The organism is Pararhizobium sp. PWRC1-1, assembly GCF_049897905.1.
GTDB lineage: Bacteria > Pseudomonadota > Alphaproteobacteria > Rhizobiales > Rhizobiaceae > Pararhizobium.
Genome location: NZ_JAFCXE010000016.1, coordinates 30,806 through 49,526, shown reverse-complemented (window position 1 = coordinate 49,526; position 18,721 = coordinate 30,806). Strand labels below are relative to the sequence as shown.

Sequence of the window (18,721 nt, the reverse complement as noted above, 5' to 3'; positions counted from 1 at the left end):
CCCGATCGACAATCGCTGCGGCTGGCAAGGGTCCGGCCGCGCCGAACGGATTTTCTGCCGGGGTCTCTCGCCGGTAGCGCCAAAAGAAGCGAATGATCATGGCTGATTTCAATTTCGAACTCGTCTCCCCGGAACGCCTGCTGTTGTCCGAGCGCGTCAGCGAAGTCGTTCTTCCGGCAACGGAAGGCGAAATGACCGTCATGGCCAACCACGCCCCGACGATGACGACGATCAAGCCGGGCGTCGTAAGCGTCAAGGCGATCGACGGCAAGGTGACGCGCTACGTCGTGTTCGGCGGTTTCGCCGATATCCTGCCGACAGGCTGCACATTGCTTGCCGAATCCGCCGTTCCGGTCAGCGAAGTCGATGCCAAGCTGATCGAAAAGCGCATCGATGCAACGAAGTCGGAACTGGAAGACGGTTCGCACAGTGACGAGCATAAGACGCGTCTTGAAAGTTTCCTTGCCGAGCTGACGCAGCTCAATGAAATCGTTGTTGCCGCCTGAAAGGCTTGAGCAACTAGACTTTCGAACCCCGCTCCGGCGGGGTTTTTTATTGTCCGAATTTTGCGCGCCAACGGTGGTTCGAGAGGCGCGGCGGTACTGAATCGCCGTGTTAACGCTTTGATTCTATAAAGCTCGGGATGTTTAATGGTTTCACAACCTTCGGTTTTTCGTTAGGCTGTGGCCGTCGCAGACATTTTTGAACGTTTGGAGCCGTCAGGTTCGGCAAGAGACAAGAGGATGCGCATGACTTCCAGGATCGTGCCGGTCGTCATGGCTGGCGGTAAGGGTACGCGGCTGTGGCCGCTGTCGCGCGCGGCGGCGCCCAAGCAGTTTCTCCAGTTTCTCGGCGATCACTCGCTGTTCCAGAAGACCCTGCAGCGGGTTTCCGATCAGGAACTGTATACGCCGGCGGTGGTGGTCACCAATGCCGAATTCCGCTTCATCGTTGCCGAGCAGGCCCGGGCGCTGGATGCACCGCTGTCGAGCATCCTTTTGGAGCCGGTCGCCCGCAACACCGCGCCGGCACTCGCAGCGGCCGCCTTCGTGGTTCTGCGGGACCATGGTGACGCAGCCATCATGCAGGTGCTGGCCTCCGACCATGAGATCGATGCCGACACGCATTATTTCGACTGCATCCGCATTGCTCAGGAGACGGCACAGACGGGCAAGCTGGTGACCTTCGGTATCGAGCCGACGGAACCGGCAACCGGCTATGGCTATATCGAAATGGGGGGCGATCTCGAAACGGGTGCAAAAACCGTTGCCCGGTTCGTCGAGAAGCCAGACCGCGAACGCGCCGAGGAACTTCTGGCAAGCGGCCGTTATCTCTGGAACTCCGGGATGTTCATGCTGCCCGTCGGGCAGTTGCTGGCGGAAATCCTGCGTTATGCACCTGCCGTCTACGATGCCGCGCAGCGGGCAATCCAAGGCGCAGAGCGGGATCTTGATTTCGACCGTCTCGATGAGGCGGCCTTCTCGCAGGCACCGGATATTTCCGTCGATTACGCCGTGTTTGAGAATACGCCGCATGCTGCCGTCGTTCCGTCATCCTTCGCGTGGTCTGATCTCGGCAGCTGGGACAGCGTTTGGTCGATCGGCGACAAGGATGCGGATGGCAACGTCGTTGGCCAGAAGGCGACGGTGTCCAATACCCGCAACTCGCTGATATTATCGCGTGATATCCATATCGCCGTGCAGGGGCTGGATGATGTCGCGGTCATTGCGAGCGAGGATGCCGTTTATGTCGGACGGATGGAAGACAGCCAGAATGTCGGGCAGATCGTCAAGCAGCTGGCCTTGTCAGCGAAAACCCGTGGGCTGACGGAAAATCATCCGACATCCTATCGCCCCTGGGGTGCAGTGGCATCCGTGCTGAGCGGCGAGCGTTTCGAGGTGAAGCGTCTGCATGTGACGCCCGGCCGGAAAATCTCGCTGCAGAAGCACCATCATCGCTCCGAGCACTGGATCGTCGTGCAGGGAACTGCTGAGATCATGATCGACGGCGAGACGCGCCTGCTGCATGAAAACGAGTCTGTTTATATCCCGCAAGGGGTCGTCCACCGGCTGACCAATCCCGGCAAGATCCCCCTGGAGCTGATCGAGGTGCAGACGGGGTCTTATCTGGAGGATGACGATATCATCCGGCTGGATGACGAGTTTGGACGGACGTAGCGAATCGGGCTGCCGCCCCTCATCCGGCCTGTCGGCCACCTTCTCCCCGCGGGCGGGGAGAAAGACTATGCCGCACCGCCCGCATTCCGTTTGAAGATAATCGAAAGACACTGGGGCTTGCCACCCCGTGTCCTTCTCCCCGCTTGCGGGGAGAAGGTGCCCCAAGGGCGGATGAGGGGCTGCGCTGCGAATTTGCGTTGAAACGCTGACACGAAAACGCCCGGGATTATTTAATCCCGGGCGTTGCAGTTTATGGTCTTTTTATCCCCGCAGATCAGCCGGCCAATTTGTCGGCATAGGCGCGCTGTTCGTAGTGGTGGCCGAAGCGGCTCTTGAGGAAGGCGTCGAGGCCGATTTCTTCCTGACGGATGAAGCCCTTGGAGGGCAGTTCGCCCTTGGCCAGCATGTCGAGAACGGCGCAGATGCTGGTTGCCGTGGTGATCTGGATGGCGCTCATCATGCGGCCGGCAACGACGGCGCTATAGACCTTGTTCGCGTAGGTTTCCTGCACCAAGCGGCCTTCCTTGCGGCCGGAAACCGTAACGAAGATGATGACGACGTCCTGCATGGTCGATGGCAGCGAATTTTCGAAGATGTCCTTCAGAACTTCACGGCGGTGGCGCAGGCCAAGGTCGTTGAGGAGTGCCTTCATGATCGCGGCGTGGCCGGGATAGCGGATGGTGCGGTAGTTGAGCGTGCGGACCTTGCCCTTCAGCGTTTCGCAGAGCGTGCCGAGGCCGCCCGACGTGTTGAAGGCTTCATAGGTGACGCCGTCGAGCGAGAACTCTTCGCGCTCCTCCAGTGCCGGCACTTTGATCAACTGGCCTTCGACGATGGCTTCGCAGGGCTCGATATATTCGTTGATGACGCCGTCGGTGCTCCAGGTCAGGTTATAGTTGAGCGCGTTGGACGGATACTGCGGCAGGGCGCCAACACGCATGCGCACGCTGTCGAGCGTATCGAAGCGGCTGGCGAGATCATTGGCAACGATGGAGATGAAGCCGGGTGCCAGACCGCATTGCGGGATGAAGGCGGTGTTGGCGGTTTCGGCGATCTCCTTGACGAGACGGGTGGATTCGACGTCCTCGGTCAGGTCGAGGTAATGCACGCCGGCCTTGGAGGCGGCTTCGGCAATGGCAATCGTCAGGTGGAACGGTGCGGCGCTGAGAACGGCGAATTTGCCGGTCAAAAGCGCAACCATGGCAGCGCTGTCGGATATGTCGATTTCAGCGACCGAAATGGCGTCGTGCTTTTCGATCATGGCGAGCTGTTCGGCACTGCGGTCGGCCAGCGTCACCTGGTAATCGCCGGAATGGGCGAGAAGGCGGGCGATGGTTGAGCCGATCTTGCCGGCGCCGATGACAACGATGTTTTTCATGGTGGTTCCCCCGAATGAATCTGTTTGTACCCCAACTGTCTGCTTTCCGGCGGTTGATATGAAGCGCTGATCTGATAAAAATGCCGACATATAATCGGCATAATGCCGTCAGGGATGATCAGAATGACGTTAGCGGACAAGGACCGGCATCTTCTCGCCATTCTCAGCGAGAATGCCCGCATGCCGACGGCGCTTTTGGCGCGAAAACTCGGTCTTTCACGCACGACGGTGCAGGCAAAGCTGGAGCGGCTGGAACGGGACGGCATCATTGCCGGCTATGGCGTACGGCTGTCGGACGATTTCGAGAAGGGGCTGATCAAGGCGCATGTGCTGATCACGCTTGCCGCCAAGGCGCTGGGGCGGGTAACGCAGAACCTGCACGATATCGAGGATGTGCGGACGCTGCATTCGGTCAGCGGCAGTTTCGATCTGATCGCGATTGTCGCTGCGTCATCGATCAGCGAACTCGATCTGGTGATCGACCGGATCGGCGAGATCGACGGGGTGGAAAAAACGCTGTCATCGATCATTCTGTCGACGCGAATCAATCGGTGATGGCCCCGGCTTCGCCGAAGCCCCCTCATCGCCTCGCATGCGCTCGGCACGTCTGCCCGCCGGGGAGAAGAGGGAGATCGGCGCGCGCTCTCCCATATGTAATCCAGCCCTAGACGTGACTGTAAAGGGAAGAGGCAATCAATCCGCCATAGAGCAGGTCACCGCGGCGGATTGTCCAACCCGCCGAGCCGGCAGATTTCCAGGTATTCCTCTTCGGTGACCGGCTGCACCGATAGCCGCATCGAGGTGACCAAAGCCATCTTCTCGAATGTTGGATTGGCCTTGATGTCCTTCAGCGAAATCGGGTTTGGCAGGTCGCAGACGGCGCGGATATCGACGCAATCCCATTTCGGATCGCCCTCGGCGGTCGAATCGGGATGCGACAGCGCGCATACTTCGGTGATCCCGACGATCTCCAGCCCCTCGTTCGAGTGGTAGAAGAAGCCCTTGTCGCCAAGCTGCATCGCCCGCATGTTGTTGCGCGCCAGATAGTTGCGCACCCCGGTCCATTCCGTGCCCTTGGCGCCCGCATCCTTCTGCATAGCCCAGGACCATTTGAACGGCTCGGACTTGTAAAGCCAGTAACCCACGCTCAAGCCTCCGGCTTGTTGAAGACCCAGTTCCAGGGCTTGATATCGACATTGGCAAACAGGCCGGCCTTGGCATAGGGATCGGCGGCTGCGATCGCCCGTGCATCGTCGATCGTTTCTGCCTGGATGACCACCAGGCTGCCGTTCGGCTTGCCAGCATCGTCGAGGAACGGACCGGCGAAGGCCAGCGTACCCTTGGCATTGAGATCGTTCAGAAACGCGACGTGCTCGGGACGGGCGCCCATCCGCACCTGCAGGGCATTCGGCTTGTCCGTGCACAGAACCGCAAACAGCATGGTGTTCTCCTTGTTGATTTATTCCTGAGTGATCGGGCGGGACATCAGCTGTTCCAGCGCCGTTCTCACATCCATTTTTCCATCGATGATCGCAGCCACCGCTTCGGTCACCGGCATATCGACGCCGAGCTTTCGGGCGACATCGGCAGCAACCGAGGCGGCAAACGCACCCTCGACCAGTTCGCCGGAAAAACCCTTGGCACTGCCGCTTTGGCCAAGCGCGATGCCGTAGCGCAGGTTGCGCGACTGATGGCTGGTTGCGGTCAGCACCAGATCGCCGAGGCCCGACAGGCCGCGCACCGTATCGGCCTCGCCGCCACGAGCCGCCACGAAGCGCGACATTTCGGCCAATCCGCGTGAAATCAGGGCCGCCCGGGCCGAATCACCAAGCCCTGCGCCCTCGACAATGCCGCAGGCAATCGCCAGCACATTCTTCAAGGCGCCGCCCAGCTGGACGCCGATACGGTCGGCCGACGGATAGAGACGGAAGGTCGCACCCGACAAAGCTTCGGCCAGAACCGCAGCGCGCTCCATGCCATTGGCCGCAATCACCATCGCCGTCGGCAGGCCCTTGGCGATATCGGCGGCAAACCCCGGGCCGGACAGCACCGCGACATTCTGCAGATGCAACTCTTCCTCGACGACATCGGTCAGCAACCGGCCGCTGGCACGTTCCATGCCCTTTGCGCAGATCACCACATCGGCACCCTTGCCGATGAAACCATGTAGCGAGCGCCCAGCCTCGCGCTGCGCCTGCGACGGCATTGCGAAGAGAACGATGCCGGCACCTTCAAGCACCGCCGGATCATCGGAAACATCAAGCGTTTCCGGCAGGTCGATACCCGGCAGTGCGCTGTCGTTGCGGCCTGTTTGCTTGAAGTCCTCGACGATGCTTTCGCGGCGGGTGAGCAGCGTCACCGGCACCTTGCCGGATGCAGAAGCAACAGCCGCCAGCGCCGTTCCGAATGCGCCGGAGCCGACAACAACAATACGATCCGTCCGCACCTTGTCCGCCATCACGCCTTTGCTCCCCGCTTGCCAAACCCGATCAGGGCTTTCGCATCAGCATCCAATGGCCAGCGCGAACGCGGCGCCACATCGAGGTCATCGGCCGGCAATCCCGCCGCCATGCGCTCGGCACCGGCCCAGGCAATCATCGCCGCATTGTCGGTGCACAGCTGCAAAGGCGGGGCGATGAAGCGGAAACCGTTCGTGTCGCAGAGCTCCTGCAGCGTTGCCCGCAGCGCCTGGTTGGCCGCAACCCCGCCGGCCACGACCAGCGCCGGATGCTCGACCGTACCACCGAATTGCTCCTTGAAACGGGCAAGCCCCCGGCCGATGCGATCCTTCAGCGTGCGTGAAATCGCCCTCTGGAAGGAGGCACAGATATCGGCGATATCCTCATCGGTCACCGGCGCGATCGACTGCGCGGCCTGGCGAACGGCGGTCTTCAGGCCGGAAAACGAAAAATCAAGCCGCGCCTCGCCGACCAGTGGACGCGGAAAGGAAAATCGCTCCGGGTTGCCGCTTTTTGCCGCACGCTCGACGGCCGGACCACCCGGATAAGGCAGGCCCAGGAGCTTCGCCGTCTTGTCAAAGGCTTCCCCCAAGGCATCGTCGATGGTCGTGCCCCAGCGCTCGTAAACGCCGACATCCTTGACGAGGATCAGCTGCGTGTGGCCACCGGAAACCAGCAGCATCAGATAGGGAAAGGACAGCCCATCGGTCAGCCGCGCCGTCAGTGCATGGCCTTCCAGATGGTTGACCGCATAGAGCGGTTTTCCCGACGCCCGCGCCATCGCCTTGCCGGTCATCAGGCCGACCAAAAGGCCGCCGATCAGACCCGGACCGCTGGTTGCGGCAATGGCATCGATATCCGACAGCGTCACGCCGGCGCGCAAAAGCGCTTCCTCGATCAGCGTATCCAGCGCCTCGACATGCGCACGAGCGGCAATCTCGGGCACGACGCCGCCATAGGCGCTGTGCTCTTCCAATTGGCTCAAAACCACGTCGCCCAGAATTTCGCCATGGCCGTTCTCATCGCGCAGGACGACGGAAGCGGCGGTCTCGTCGCAGCTTGTTTCGATACCGAGGATGCGCAGGCGGGCGGACATGGGCGAATTGACTCGAATATTGCGGTCGCGGGGAAAGGCGGTTACACGGAACTCCGGTAACAACGGATCGCAGTGGATGCAAACAAAACCTTTCCGGATCGGCACGCGGGGCAGTCCCTTAGCGCTGGCGCAGGCCCATGAAACACGGGACCGGCTGATGGCGGCGCATGGCCTGCCGTCCGAAATGTTCGAGATTGTCGTGCTGTCGACCATGGGCGACCGGATCACCGACCGCTCGCTGTCGGAGATCGGCGGCAAGGGCCTGTTCACCCAGGAACTGGAGGATATGCTCACCTCCGGCGGGCTGGATTTTGCCGTGCATTCCTCCAAGGACATGCCGACCAAGCTGCCAACCGGCCTGTTCCTCTCCGCCTATCTGCCGCGCGAAGACGCCCGCGACGCCTTTGTCGGCCGCACCGCCGCAAAACTGCTCGACCTGCCGCAGGGCGCCACCATCGGTTCCTCGTCGCTGCGCCGTCAGGCGCTGATCAAGCGCCTGCGCCCGGATATCAACGTCATAACCTATCGCGGCCTGGTCGATACCCGGCTCAGGAAATTGGCCGAGGGTCAGGTTGATGCGACGCTGCTCGCCTTCGCCGGCCTGAAGCGGCTCGGCAAGCACGACGTTCCGACCGAGCTTCTCGATCCGGAAACCTTCCCGCCGGCACCGGCGCAGGGCGCCATCTGTATCGAGAGCCGCCTTGGCGACGCCAAGGTCAACGCGCTGCTCGAAGCTGTCAATGATTTGAGAACCCACGAAGCCGTGACCTGCGAACGGGCATTCCTTGCCACGCTCGACGGCTCCTGCCGCACGCCGATTGCCGGCTATGCGGTCTCCGATGGCGATACCGTCCGCTTCTCCGGCATGGTTCTGACCCCAGACGGCAGCGAGTATTTTCGCGTGACGACCGAGGGCAAGGCGTCCGATGCCGAACAGCTCGGCGCCAAGGCCGGCGACGATATCCGCATCGAAGCGGGACCGGACTTCTTTTCGAGCTGGACCTGAGCCCATGCCTGTGCCCTTGCGCATCCTTGTCACCCGGCCGCAACCTTCGGCAGCGGCAACGGCGGCAAGGCTGGAGGCAATGGGACATCAAGCCGTCCTGCTGCCGGTCATGGAAGCCGTCCATCAGCCGCAGGCAGCGCTCGACGCGCTGGCCCACCCCCACAGCGCCATTGCCGTCACCAGTGCCGAGGTGTTTCGCGCGCTTGCACACTACAGGGACCGTTTGGCGCCGCATTTCCAAACAACCGTCTACTGCGTCGGCCCGGCAACGGCGCAGGCAGCGCAACACATGGGCTTCCAATCGGTCATTGCCGGCTCAGGCACCGGGTTATCCCTCGCCAGGATCGCCGCAGCCGCATCGGCAAGCCTCACAGACGGCTTGGTCTATCTGGCCGGCTGGCCGCGCTCTCCCGCCTTCGAGGCCGGTTTGCAGGCCGCAGGCATCGCCTGCCGCACCGCCGAAACCTACCGGATGTCGGCAATCGCCCACCCACCGGAAATCATCGAACAGCGGCTTCGCTCCCCCATCCCGGACGTCGCCCTGCTCTACTCGCACGAAACCGCGCGGCATTTTTTCACGCTTCTGTCTCCGCGAACAGCGCAGATGCTTTCCGGCACGCGTCTCCTTTGCCTGAGCGAACATGTCGCAAACGCCATACCGCCGGGTTTCGGGCCGATTGCCATCGCCTCGGAGCCCTCCGAAGAAGCACTCCTGGCCCAGCTCTAATCGTTTCGGCGGCGAGCAATCAACGTTGCCCGCAACAGGGTCTGGTCAAGGAATTGTCGCTTGGGGGCTTTCCCTATCCCTGCCGCATGTCTAGGTTTAAGACAGTACGTCAAGTTCATGCGATAACGGAAAGAGATCATCATGGGACCGGAAAACCCTCCGCGCCGCTCGAAGTCCGATCAGGAGCCGTTGACGATCGACCTGGATGCCACTGCGGTGCAGAAGGAAGGGTCCGATGAAAGCACCGCCGTAGAGCGCGAAGCTTCTGTCGACGAAACAACGGAAATCCGCGCCGGTGAAGCCGATGAAACGGTGCGCGCCGATATTTCCGGCACTGATACCGGCAAGTCCGAAGCGGAAGAGGAAGATGCGCGAGCCGAAGCCGCCGCTGCAGCCTTTGCCGAGGAGCCAACCTCAGCTGCAACCGCCGCCGAAGAACCGGTAAGGCCGATCTACCCCGCTCAGCACCGCACCTCCAATTCCGGCGCCTTTGCCGCCGGTATCCTCGGCGGCCTGATCGCGCTTCTCGGCGCCGGCGGCCTGCAATATGCCGGTGTCATGCCCTCGCTTGGCCCGAGCGCCAGTAATACAGCTGTCGAACAGAGCCTCGCCAGCGATATCGAAGCCCTCAAGGCGCAGCTTGCCGCAGCCCCGGCACCGCAGGCGACCGCTGATCTGAGCCCGCTTGAAACCCGCATCACCGAGCTGGAGAAGAAGACCGCAGAAGCCGGAAATGGCGCCGGCGCCGATGTCTCGGGCCTTGATGCCCAGATCGCCAACCTGACCGGCGAGATCGCCACGTTGAAATCGGCGCTGGCTGATGCACAACAATCGACCGAAGCGGCGAAATCCGAGCTGTCGACCCGTCTCGATGCTGCCGAAAAGAAGATCGATGAGCCCGCGAGCGACGTGCAGCTGGCCCGGGCCGTCGCCGTCACAGCGCTGAAGACGGCGATCGATCGCGGCGGACCGTTCCTGGCCGAACTCGACGCTCTGAAAAGCATCGCCGCCACCGACCCGGCCGTCACCGGCCTTGCAGACGATGCCACGACGGGCATTGCCCCGCGCGCCGATCTGGTGCGCGACTTCCCGGCCGTTGCCGATACGATGCTGGAGGCAACCCGGCACAGCGATCCCAATCAGGGCGTCTTCTCCCGTCTGATGGACAGCGCCTCTTCAGCCATCCGCGTCCGCCCGGTCGGCAGCGTCGAGGGTGAAGGCCCGGAAGCCGTCGTCGCCCGCATCGAGGACAGGCTGACCAATGGCGACCTGAAGGGCGCGAGCCTGGAATGGGAAACGCTGCCGGAGCCGGCAAAGACTGCCGGTGCCGATTTCAAGACCAAGCTGGACCAGCGCATCCGCGTCGAGGGTCTGATCGACGCCACCGTTGCCGGCGCCATGACGGCCAACCAGGGCTAAGGAAGAGTTCATGATCCGTATTCTGTTCTATGTTCTCATCGTCCTTGCCCTTGGCGCAGGCTTTGCCTGGCTTGCCGATCGTCCCGGCGAACTGTCGCTGATCTGGCAGGGCCAACGCATCGAGATGAGCCTGATGGTGGCGGCAACGCTGCTGGCCTCGCTGATCGCGGCTATCCTGATCGTCGTCTGGTTCATCCGCGTCGTCTGGCTCTCGCCCCATTCGATCTCCCGCTATTTCCGCGCCCGCAAGCGCGACCGGGGCTATCAGGCGCTTTCCACCGGCCTGATTGCTGCCGGCGCTGGCGACTCAGCCCTTGCCCGCAGGATGACTGCCCGCACCCATGGTCTTTTGAGCGCCGACCAGGAGCCTCTGATCCACCTGCTCGAAGCCCAGACGGCGCTGATCGAAGGCAAATATGACGACGCCCGCAAGAAATTCGAGCTGATGGCCGACGATCCGGAAACCCGCGAACTCGGACTGCGCGGCCTCTATCTCGAAGCCAAGCGGCTGGGCGCCAACGAGGCGGCCCGCCAATATGCCGAGCGCGCCGCCGACAAGGCACCGCATCTGCCCTGGGCGACGCTGGCCGCTCTCGATTATCGCAGCCAGACCGGCCAGTGGGATGAAGCGATCCGCCTGCTCGACCAGAGCCGCACGGCGCATGTCATTGAGCGCAAGGAAGCCGACCGCAAGAAGGCCGTGCTATTGACGGCCCGCGCCGGGGAAAAGCTGGAGGCCGATCCGAAGGGCGCCCGCGACGATGCGCAGGCCGCCTTGAAGCTTGCCGAAGATCTGGTCCCCGCCGGACTGATCGCCGCCAGGGCGCTGTTTCGCGAGGATAACCTGCGCAAGGGCGCCGCCATTCTGGAAAAGCTCTGGAAGCAGGATCCGCATCCGGAGGTGGCCAAGCTCTATGTCCGTGCCCGCAGCGGCGATTCCGCAAGCGACCGGCTGAAGCGTGCCAACAAGCTTGAGGCGCTCCGCCCCAACAATCCGGTTGCGCTCGCAGCCGTTGCCGAAAGTGCACTCGAAGCCCGCCAGCTGCCGCTCGCCCGTTCCAAGGCGGAAGCCGCCGCCCGCATCCAGCCGAGCGAGAGTATCTTTCTGCTGCTCGCCGATATCGAGGAGGCCGATACCAATGATGACGGCCGTATCCGCCACTGGATGAACCAGGCACTGAAAAGCCCGCGCGACCCGGCCTGGACCGCAGATGGCGTCACGGCACCCGAATGGCTGCCGGTTTCGCCGGTCAGCGGCCGTCTCGATGCGTTTGAATGGAAACAGCCGGTCGCCCAGATCGCCGGACCTATCGAGGAAGGTACGCCGGATGCTGCCGACGCCGCAATCCGCAGCCTGCCGCCGGTGGCCATCGTCCATAAACGTCCGGAGCCGCAGCCTGAACAGGCCGCTGTTCCGGTCAAGACAAGTCCAGTGATCGAAGCCGAGGATAAAGCGCCGGTGACGGTCAAGACCATCGCCGTGCCAACGCCAAGCGAATCGGTGATCGTGCCGCAAACGGTGAAGGTCGAGCCCAAGCCGGCCCCAGCCAAAATTGGTGAAGGCAAGCCCCTAGAAACCGTCGTGGAACCCTTCTTCGGCCGCTCGCCGGATGATCCCGGCGTTCGCGATGACGGCAGCAAGCCGCTGGAAAAGTCCACATTTCGCCTGTTTTGAAAAGAAACCCCGCTCTTTAACGGAAAACCATGTTTGATCGATTTCGAACTTTCCTCGACAGCCTGACCGGCAGCGGCCCCTCCGCCATCGAGCCCGGCGATCCCCGCATCGCCATCATGGCTCTCTGCATCCAGGTGATGGAAGCTGACGGCGAGATCCACGAAAAGGAACGCCGCAAAGTGCGCTCGATGATCAAGGATCACTACAAGCTCGACGACGCGGCCCTCGACGCGCTGATTGCTGCCGGCGAAACCGCCGAAAGCCAGGCCATCGATTTCTTCCGCTTCACCTCCGACATCAAGCGGCATTTTTCCGAGGAGCAGCGCATAGACCTGATCGGCATGCTGTGGGAGATTGTCTATGCCGATGGCAAGCGCAGCGAGATGGAGGATCATGTGATCTGGCGGATCGCCGATCTGCTTGGCGTGTCCGGCAGGGACCGGATCATCAAGCGGCAGGAGGTAGCCGCCAAGCTCGACGTCGTGGAGGAAGCAACCGCGCACCAGGAAAAGTGACATGCTTTTCGACGACCGTACCTATTACACGCGCAATACCGACAAGCCGGTCCTGATCGTCCTGCATCAGGAACGCTCCAGCCCCGGCCGTGTCGGACATCTGCTGCTGGAAAAGGGCCTGAGTCTCGATATCCGCCGTCCGGTGCTCGGCGATCCCCTTCCCGCGACGCTGGAACAGCATGCCGGCGCCGTCGTCTTCGGCGGGCCGATGAGTGCCAATGACGACGAGGACTATGTCCGCCGCGAGATCGACTGGCTCTCCGTACCGCTCACTGAAAACAAGCCCTTCCTCGGCATCTGTCTCGGCGCCCAGATGCTGGTGCGCCACCTCGGCGGCGTGGTCGGCCCGCACCATGAAGGACAGACGGAAATCGGCTGGTATCCACTGCACGCCACCGAAAAAGGCAACGCGCTGATGGACTGGCCACCGATGGTCTACCAATTCCACCGCGAAGGTTTCGACCTTCCGGCAGGCGCCGAACTGCTCGCCTCCGGCAGCACCTACCCCAACCAGGCCTTCCGCTATGGCGAAAACGCCTGGGGCATTCAGTTCCACGGCGAACTGACACGGGTGATGATGCACCGCTGGGTCGTGCATGGCGCCCACCGGTTCGAGCTGCCGGGTGCGCAAATCGGCCGCGCCCATCTGGAAGGCCGGATGGATCACGACGCGCCGCTGCGCGCCTGGATGGACCAGTTTCTCAGCCACATCTTCCAGCGGCAGGGCGAGACGGTCAGAGCTTGAGCAAGTCACCGTTTCCTCTTCTCCCCAGCGGGGAGAAGGTGGCCCGCAGGGCCGGATGAGGGGGCCAAGCTCTCAGAATGTGCCGCCCCCCCTCATCGCCTCGCATACGCTCGGCACTTCTCCCCGCTGGGGAGAAGAGGGAGATCGTTGTGCGCTCGGCAATTGATAGGCAACCTCCCCCCTTCCGGGGGAGATGTCGGCATAGCCGGCAGAGGGGGTGCCCGCCACGCATACCGCCCCCGCCCCGGATCACCCCGAAACAGAACGATCCGGCGCATCGAGCGAATCGATCTTGCGCAGCTGCGGAAAGCCGAGCGCCCAGATGACTGCGACCGCCAGAGTGCCGACTCCACCAATCACCACGGCCGGCACCGCGCCGATAAAATGCGCCATCGTGCCCGCGCGGAATTCGCCGAGTTCGTTGGACGCTCCGACGAAAACCATGTTGACCGCATTGACGCGGCCGCGCACCGCATCCGGCGTCCACAGCGCGATCAGCGTTTCGCGCACATAGACCGAGATCATGTCCGAAGCGCCCATCAGCATCAACGCCGCGATCGAAAGCCAGGCAACCTGCGACAGGCCGAAGATCACCGTGCCGACGCCGAACAGCGCCACACCGGCAAACATCAGCCGGCCCGCATTGTGGCGGATCGGGTAGGCCGCCAGCGTCACGGCCACAAGGATGGCGCCGATACCGGGTGCTGCGCGCAACAGGCCAAGACCAAGCGGACCCAAGACAAGGATTTCGCTGGCAAACACCGGCATCAGTGCCACGGCACCGCCGAGCAGCACCGCAAACAGGTCGAGCGAGATTGCCCCCAGCACGATCTTTTCCGTGCGGATGAACTTGAACCCGGCAAGCACCGAGGTCCAGTCGCGCGGTTCGCTGAGACTGTGCTGCGCCGGCTTCTCGATCATGAAGATGAGGATCGCCGACAGGATGAGAAAAACCAGCGCCACGGAATAGGCAACAATGGCGCTAAGACCATAGAGCAGGCCACCGGCCACCGGGCCGAGAATGGCGGCCGTCTGCCAGGAGGATGAATTCCAGGCAATCGCGTTCGCGAGGTCCCGGGCCGGAACGAGGTTGGGCGCCAGCGACTGCACGGCGGGTGCCATGAAGGCGCGCTCGATACCGAAGACGATCAGGATGGCAAACACCGGCCAGGGCGAAAAGGCATCGGCAATCGTCAATCCCAGCAGCGCCGCCGCGCAGAGCGCGCTGATGATCATGCAGATCGAAACGATCATGCGCCGCGAATGACGGTCGGCCACCGATCCGGTGATCAGGATCAGCAGCAGCGACGGCAGAAACTGGAACAGGCCGATCAGGCCAAGATAGAGCGTGTTCTGCGTCTGCTCGTACATCTGCCATCCCACCGAGACACTGATGATCTGGATCGCGAAGGACGCAAGGAAACGGGCGAAGAAAAAACGGGCATAGGAGACATGCCGGAATGCGGCAAACCGGTCTGCACCTTCAGGGACGGACATGCGGCAATCTTTCCGAACAACGGCAGGCTATCCCGCCGCATTAAACATGTTTGGCCCATCACGAAGCGTGGACTTGCCGGTTTAGTCGGCAATGTCTACATGTCTGTCAACAACGAATTGGAGACCGGCATGCTTGCTGTCATTGCGACCCTGAATTTCATCATCAACATTGCGTGGTTCCTGGTCATCGCCTCGGCCATTTTTTCCTGGCTCTACGCCTTCAACGTGATCAACGTGAACAACAACGCCATCAACATGATCGGCCGTTCGCTGTACCAGCTGACGGAACCGCTCTACAGGCCGATCCGCAACGTCCTGCCCAACATGGGCGGCGTCGACCTGTCGCCGCTGGTGGTGTTGGTCATCCTTTATTTCCTCTGGTACCTGCTCAACACGACAATCGCCGCAGCGTTGCTCAGCTAAACGCCGAGGAGCCTTCGGGCTCAAGTCTTGAACCGTCGAAAACAAGAAAACCTCCGGATCAGGCTGATCCGGAGGTTTTCATTTTACGACTGACAAAGCCATTTCCCATTTTTGACAGGTCATTTGGGAAACTGAGTGACACCAAAATCTCCGTCATTCCTGTGCCCGTCACAGGAATCTAGCCAGCCCAAGTCCTTGGGCTGAAAAGCTTTTGACCCGCCGGACGTCGGGTCGCTGGATGCCCGCCACGAGGGCGACCATGACCGGGATGGGGCTATGCGCTTCGTCAAAGCCACGCCCTGAAGCGTTGGCAACTGAAGCGCAGGACGCCTTTTCAGCTCTCGCTTACTTCTCTGCCTTGGCGCGCTCGATGGCTTCGAGGATCAGCTGCTGGGCAACGGCGGTATCCTTCCAGCCGTAGATCTTCACCCATTTGCCGGGCTCCAGATCCTTGTAGTGCTCGAAGAAATGCTCGATCTGCTGCAGGGTGATTTCCGGCAGGTCGGTATACTCCTTCACCTTGTCGTAGCGCTTGGTCAGGTGATAGTTCGGCACGGCGACGATCTTTTCGTCCTTGCCGGAATTGTCTTCCATCATCAAAACGCCGATCGGGCGCACGTTGATGACGCAGCCGGGAACCAGCGGACGCGTCGAGGCGATCAGCACGTCGATCGGATCGCCGTCTTCCGACAGGGTGTGCGGCACAAAGCCGTAATTGCCGGGATAGGTCATCGGCGTATAGAGGAAGCGGTCGACGACCAGCGTGCCGGCTTCCTTGTCCATTTCATACTTGATCGGATGCCCGCCAACCGGAACCTCGACGATCACGTTGATATCTTCAGGCGGATTCTTTCCAATCGAAATTGCATCAATACGCATGAGTTTTCCCCCAGGGGCCAGTTTTTCCGATGGCAAGTCCGATAACGGGAAACATGACGCGGCGCAACATTACTTTCGTTTCGGCCCGAAAAATGCGACGTTTCAGCGAATATTCGCGCACGGCAGGACGTATATCTGCAAGAGGAGTTCCAATGAAACAGTTCGCCTATGCCATACCGTTTCTGCTCCTGTTGTCGATGGCGCCCGCCCTTGCCAATAACAGCACCTATACCGACCTCGACACCGATCACTGCAAGTCCCTTCTGCCGGAAGACACGGAAGGCGGCAGCATTTCGCTGCAATGCAAGGGTCTCGAGGACTACGCTGTTTATTTCAAGGAAGGCGATCTGCGGCAGAGCATCCTCTACGGCCCCGTCAGCGGCACCTATGTCAACGACGTCTTTGAAAGCTTCGAGCCGTTCAACAACGCGACGCGAAAGATCGAGTGGCGCCTTGGCGCGGACGGCAAGCCGGTTGCGACAATCCTGCGCTGGTTCCTGGAAAACATCGATCCGGTCACCTACGAACCGTCACTGAAATTGAAAGGCCAGGTTCTCGTCGTCTCGAAAGTGGCGGATGGTACCGGACAGGGCTGCGTGGTCGGCTATGTCGATGCGCTGGCTAATCCCGAACCCAACAGAGTGGCCCGGGAAGTCGCCGACACCAGGGCAAAAGACTTCGCCTGCGGTAAAGACACGGCGGCTTATCACGGCATTCGCGGCCCGACGGCGGCAGAGCCGACGCATGTTTTTCCAGACTGAACCACGGCATATCGCACAGAAGCGGTCTGCGCGAGCGCATCAATCCCAGATATAGCCGATCTTCTTAAGGTTTTTTTCGCCGAAATCTTCCATGCCCTCGCAGAGGTCACGGCCGCCGGCCATGCGGAAGAAGCGGTCGGCATGATGGCTGTCTTCCAGGCACCAGACGACGAGGCCCTGGCAGCCGAGTGACTTCAACAGGTTCTTGGCTTCGCCGAAGAGAATGCGGCCAAGGCCGATGCCCTGATATTCCGGGCGCAGGTATATCTCGTAGACCTCGCCTTCCTGCGGCAGCGACCGGGACCGGTTGAGCCCAAGCGTCGCGTAGCCGGCAATCACGCCGGCAACTTCGACGACCAGCAATGTCGAGGGTCCGCGCGTGGCTTTGCGCCACCACGCATGATCGCGCCGGTGAACCATCTGGGTCAGCGGCTTGTGCGGAATGAGACCGCCATAGGCCTGCAGCCACGAGACGCGGTGCACATCCGAGATGGACATGGCGTCCCTCGGCTCACCCGGGCGCACCTCGATTGATAGTGTTTTCATAACGCGACTCTAGACCCGTGCCGGACAAACAGGAATCCCGTCCAAGCCCTGTCTTTAACTAACTCACAGGCAACTTATGGGGACAACCATCAAAAGTTAACGCTTTTTTAACTTTTCCGGCAAGCGGCAATCATCGCAGCACACAAGATTTGCCCCGCCGCACCCTCTAACGTCAGAGCAACTTTCACTTTTTGCCGGTTGAGGTGATTCGCCCAGGCCAGGCAACGCTTCTCGGCGATCATCCGAATCGCAAACAGAGGCGGAAACACAAAAAGACGCCCGCCGCCTCAAAATACGGCAGCGCAGCATGGAACCTTTTCATCAGGTCGCGCGTTTGAAAGCGTCCGCATATGTGCACTTGCGCAAATCGGGACTGCCGCGGCCTCTTCTTCCGGCCTCGGATCTCAACAGGAAGTAGGGCGGTTCGAATTCTGGTCAAGCGCCAGGCAGCGGAAATCCCGAAATACCTATCGACCTATCGTTCAGCGGCACGCCCTTGTGCCCGTCATGGAGTAGCCGATGAAAAATCTCTCAGCAGACAGGCGCATGATCAAGATCGCCATGGCGGCTCCATATCTCGCACGGGATGAAGAGCATGCGCTGGCGCTGGCATGGAAAGACCATCAGGACCAGGACGCCCGCAACAAGATTGCCATGGCCCATATGCGGCTGGTCATTTCCATGGCCTCCAAGTTCCGCAATTTCGGCCTGCCGATGAGCGATCTTGTCCAGGAAGGTCACATCGGCCTTCTGGAAGCGGCAGCCCGCTTCGAACCGAGCCGCGAAGTCCGTTTCTCGACTTATGCCAGCTGGTGGATCCGCGCCTCGATGCAGGATTACGTGCTGCGCAACTGGTCGATCGTGCGCGGCGGCACGTCGTCGGCCCAAAAAGCCCTGTTCTTCAACCTGCGCCGCCTGCGCGCCAAGCTCGCCCAGGGCGACCGCCAGCTGACGGCACGTGCCGTGCACGAGGAAATCGCCGTGGCGCTCGGCGTCAGCCTTGCCGATGTGCAGACCATGGATGCGCGCCTCTCCGGCAACGACGCCTCGCTGCAGGCGCCGATCTCCTCGTCGGGCGAATCCGACGGTGGTGAACGCCTCGATCTTCTCGCCTGCGACGCACCCCTGCCCGATGAGCAGGTGTCCGAAATGATCGACAGCGAACGCCGCCGCACCTGGCTCAGCCATGCGCTGTGCCAGCTCAACGAGCGCGAAATGAAGATCATCCGCGCCCGCCGCCTTTCCGAAGACAGCGCCACGCTGGAAGAACTCGGCGCCGACCTTGGCATCTCCAAGGAACGCGTCCGCCAGATCGAAACAAGGGCGTTGGAAAAGCTGAAGATCGCGCTGGTCGCGGAGGCCCCGGTGCTGGCAATGCGGCACTGAGGAAAATTTGACCGAACGTGAAACCGGATGAA

20 protein-coding genes are annotated in these 18,721 nt (G+C 61.6%); 12 read left to right on the top strand and 8 right to left on the bottom strand.

What is annotated here, in order from left to right; genetic code table 11:
* Positions 1 to 98 precede the first annotated feature (98 nt).
* Positions 99 to 506: a F0F1 ATP synthase subunit epsilon gene (locus tag ACP7E0_RS22770; RefSeq protein WP_426128070.1), complete on the top strand. Its 408-nt coding sequence runs from the start codon at positions 99 to 101 to the stop codon at positions 504 to 506.
* 243 nt (positions 507 to 749) lie between these two features.
* Positions 750 to 2,177, top strand: coding sequence for a mannose-1-phosphate guanylyltransferase/mannose-6-phosphate isomerase (locus ACP7E0_RS22765; protein ID WP_426128069.1), 1,428 nt, complete (start codon positions 750 to 752; stop codon positions 2,175 to 2,177).
* A 274-nt stretch (positions 2,178 to 2,451) separates the two neighbouring features.
* Here ACP7E0_RS22765 and ACP7E0_RS22760 read toward each other — a convergent pair whose 3' ends face one another.
* On the bottom strand, positions 2,452 to 3,645 hold the full coding sequence (locus ACP7E0_RS22760) for a saccharopine dehydrogenase C-terminal domain-containing protein (protein ID WP_426128067.1): 1,194 nt from the start codon (positions 3,643 to 3,645) through the stop codon (positions 2,452 to 2,454).
* A gap of 33 nt (positions 3,646 to 3,678) precedes the next feature.
* Between ACP7E0_RS22760 and ACP7E0_RS22755 the strand changes: the two genes are divergently transcribed.
* Positions 3,679 to 4,110 (top strand): Lrp/AsnC family transcriptional regulator, encoded by a 432-nt coding sequence (locus ACP7E0_RS22755; RefSeq protein WP_426128065.1) that lies wholly within the window; start codon positions 3,679 to 3,681, stop codon positions 4,108 to 4,110.
* Positions 4,111 to 4,268: 158 nt separating this feature from the next.
* Here ACP7E0_RS22755 and ACP7E0_RS22750 read toward each other — a convergent pair whose 3' ends face one another.
* From ACP7E0_RS22750 to tsaD, 4 genes are read right to left on the bottom strand one after another with little or no spacing between them, the layout of a single operon-like run.
* Positions 4,269 to 4,700: an EVE domain-containing protein gene (locus ACP7E0_RS22750; protein ID WP_426128063.1), complete on the bottom strand. Its 432-nt coding sequence runs from the start codon at positions 4,698 to 4,700 to the stop codon at positions 4,269 to 4,271.
* Positions 4,701 to 4,702: 2 nt separating this feature from the next.
* Positions 4,703 to 4,996 carry a YciI-like protein gene (locus ACP7E0_RS22745; RefSeq protein ID WP_426128061.1) on the bottom strand — a complete coding sequence of 98 codons (294 nt, stop codon included), beginning with the start codon at positions 4,994 to 4,996 and terminating at the stop codon, positions 4,703 to 4,705.
* An 18-nt stretch (positions 4,997 to 5,014) separates the two neighbouring features.
* Positions 5,015 to 6,013 (bottom strand): NAD(P)H-dependent glycerol-3-phosphate dehydrogenase, encoded by a 999-nt coding sequence (locus tag ACP7E0_RS22740; RefSeq protein WP_426128059.1) that lies wholly within the window; start codon positions 6,011 to 6,013, stop codon positions 5,015 to 5,017.
* Positions 6,013 to 7,110, bottom strand: a complete 1,098-nt coding sequence (tsaD, locus tag ACP7E0_RS22735; protein WP_426128058.1) for a tRNA (adenosine(37)-N6)-threonylcarbamoyltransferase complex transferase subunit TsaD — start codon at positions 7,108 to 7,110, stop codon at positions 6,013 to 6,015. Before tsaD ends, ACP7E0_RS22740 begins: the two co-directional genes overlap by 1 nt.
* Positions 7,111 to 7,186: 76 nt before the next feature.
* Between tsaD and hemC the strand changes: the two genes are divergently transcribed.
* The 6 genes from hemC (at position 7,187) to ACP7E0_RS22705 (ending at position 13,197) form a co-directional block, all read left to right on the top strand.
* Complete coding sequence (gene hemC, locus ACP7E0_RS22730) at positions 7,187 to 8,116, top strand: hydroxymethylbilane synthase (protein WP_426128056.1); 930 nt, start codon at positions 7,187 to 7,189, stop codon at positions 8,114 to 8,116.
* A 4-nt stretch (positions 8,117 to 8,120) separates the two neighbouring features.
* On the top strand, positions 8,121 to 8,843 hold the full coding sequence (locus tag ACP7E0_RS22725) for a uroporphyrinogen-III synthase (RefSeq protein ID WP_426128054.1): 723 nt from the start codon (positions 8,121 to 8,123) through the stop codon (positions 8,841 to 8,843).
* 141 nt (positions 8,844 to 8,984) lie between these two features.
* The gene (locus ACP7E0_RS22720) at positions 8,985 to 10,262 is read left to right on the top strand and encodes a COG4223 family protein (protein ID WP_426128052.1); all 1,278 of its coding nucleotides are present in this window, start codon (positions 8,985 to 8,987) and stop codon (positions 10,260 to 10,262) included.
* 10 nt (positions 10,263 to 10,272) lie between these two features.
* Complete coding sequence (locus tag ACP7E0_RS22715; protein WP_426128050.1) at positions 10,273 to 11,937, top strand: heme biosynthesis protein HemY; 1,665 nt, start codon at positions 10,273 to 10,275, stop codon at positions 11,935 to 11,937.
* 29 nt (positions 11,938 to 11,966) lie between these two features.
* A complete protein-coding gene (locus ACP7E0_RS22710; protein ID WP_426128049.1) occupies positions 11,967 to 12,452 on the top strand; it encodes a TerB family tellurite resistance protein in 486 nt (161 codons plus the stop codon).
* 1 nt (position 12,453) lies between these two features.
* On the top strand, positions 12,454 to 13,197 hold the full coding sequence (locus tag ACP7E0_RS22705; protein ID WP_426128047.1) for a glutamine amidotransferase: 744 nt from the start codon (positions 12,454 to 12,456) through the stop codon (positions 13,195 to 13,197).
* A gap of 249 nt (positions 13,198 to 13,446) precedes the next feature.
* Here ACP7E0_RS22705 and ACP7E0_RS22700 read toward each other — a convergent pair whose 3' ends face one another.
* Positions 13,447 to 14,694 (bottom strand): MFS transporter, encoded by a 1,248-nt coding sequence (locus ACP7E0_RS22700; RefSeq protein WP_426128045.1) that lies wholly within the window; start codon positions 14,692 to 14,694, stop codon positions 13,447 to 13,449.
* Positions 14,695 to 14,823: 129 nt separating this feature from the next.
* Here ACP7E0_RS22700 and ACP7E0_RS22695 point away from each other — a divergent pair, with 129 nt between their 5' ends.
* On the top strand, positions 14,824 to 15,117 hold the full coding sequence (locus ACP7E0_RS22695) for a YggT family protein (RefSeq protein WP_426128043.1): 294 nt from the start codon (positions 14,824 to 14,826) through the stop codon (positions 15,115 to 15,117).
* A 345-nt stretch (positions 15,118 to 15,462) separates the two neighbouring features.
* Here the strand turns inward: ACP7E0_RS22695 and ppa are convergent, their stop codons facing one another.
* The gene (gene ppa / locus ACP7E0_RS22690) at positions 15,463 to 15,996 is read right to left on the bottom strand and encodes an inorganic diphosphatase (protein ID WP_113318059.1); all 534 of its coding nucleotides are present in this window, start codon (positions 15,994 to 15,996) and stop codon (positions 15,463 to 15,465) included.
* A 152-nt stretch (positions 15,997 to 16,148) separates the two neighbouring features.
* Between ppa and ACP7E0_RS22685 the strand changes: the two genes are divergently transcribed.
* Positions 16,149 to 16,757 carry a hypothetical protein gene (locus tag ACP7E0_RS22685; protein ID WP_426128042.1) on the top strand — a complete coding sequence of 203 codons (609 nt, stop codon included), beginning with the start codon at positions 16,149 to 16,151 and terminating at the stop codon, positions 16,755 to 16,757.
* Between the two features lie 39 nt (positions 16,758 to 16,796).
* Here ACP7E0_RS22685 and ACP7E0_RS22680 read toward each other — a convergent pair whose 3' ends face one another.
* The gene (locus tag ACP7E0_RS22680) at positions 16,797 to 17,303 is read right to left on the bottom strand and encodes a GNAT family N-acetyltransferase (RefSeq protein WP_113318057.1); all 507 of its coding nucleotides are present in this window, start codon (positions 17,301 to 17,303) and stop codon (positions 16,797 to 16,799) included.
* A 519-nt stretch (positions 17,304 to 17,822) separates the two neighbouring features.
* On the opposite strand from ACP7E0_RS22680, the gene ACP7E0_RS22675 reads away from it, so the two are divergent.
* Positions 17,823 to 18,689, top strand: coding sequence for an RNA polymerase factor sigma-32 (locus tag ACP7E0_RS22675; protein ID WP_426128040.1), 867 nt, complete (start codon positions 17,823 to 17,825; stop codon positions 18,687 to 18,689).
* Positions 18,690 to 18,721 lie beyond the last annotated feature (32 nt).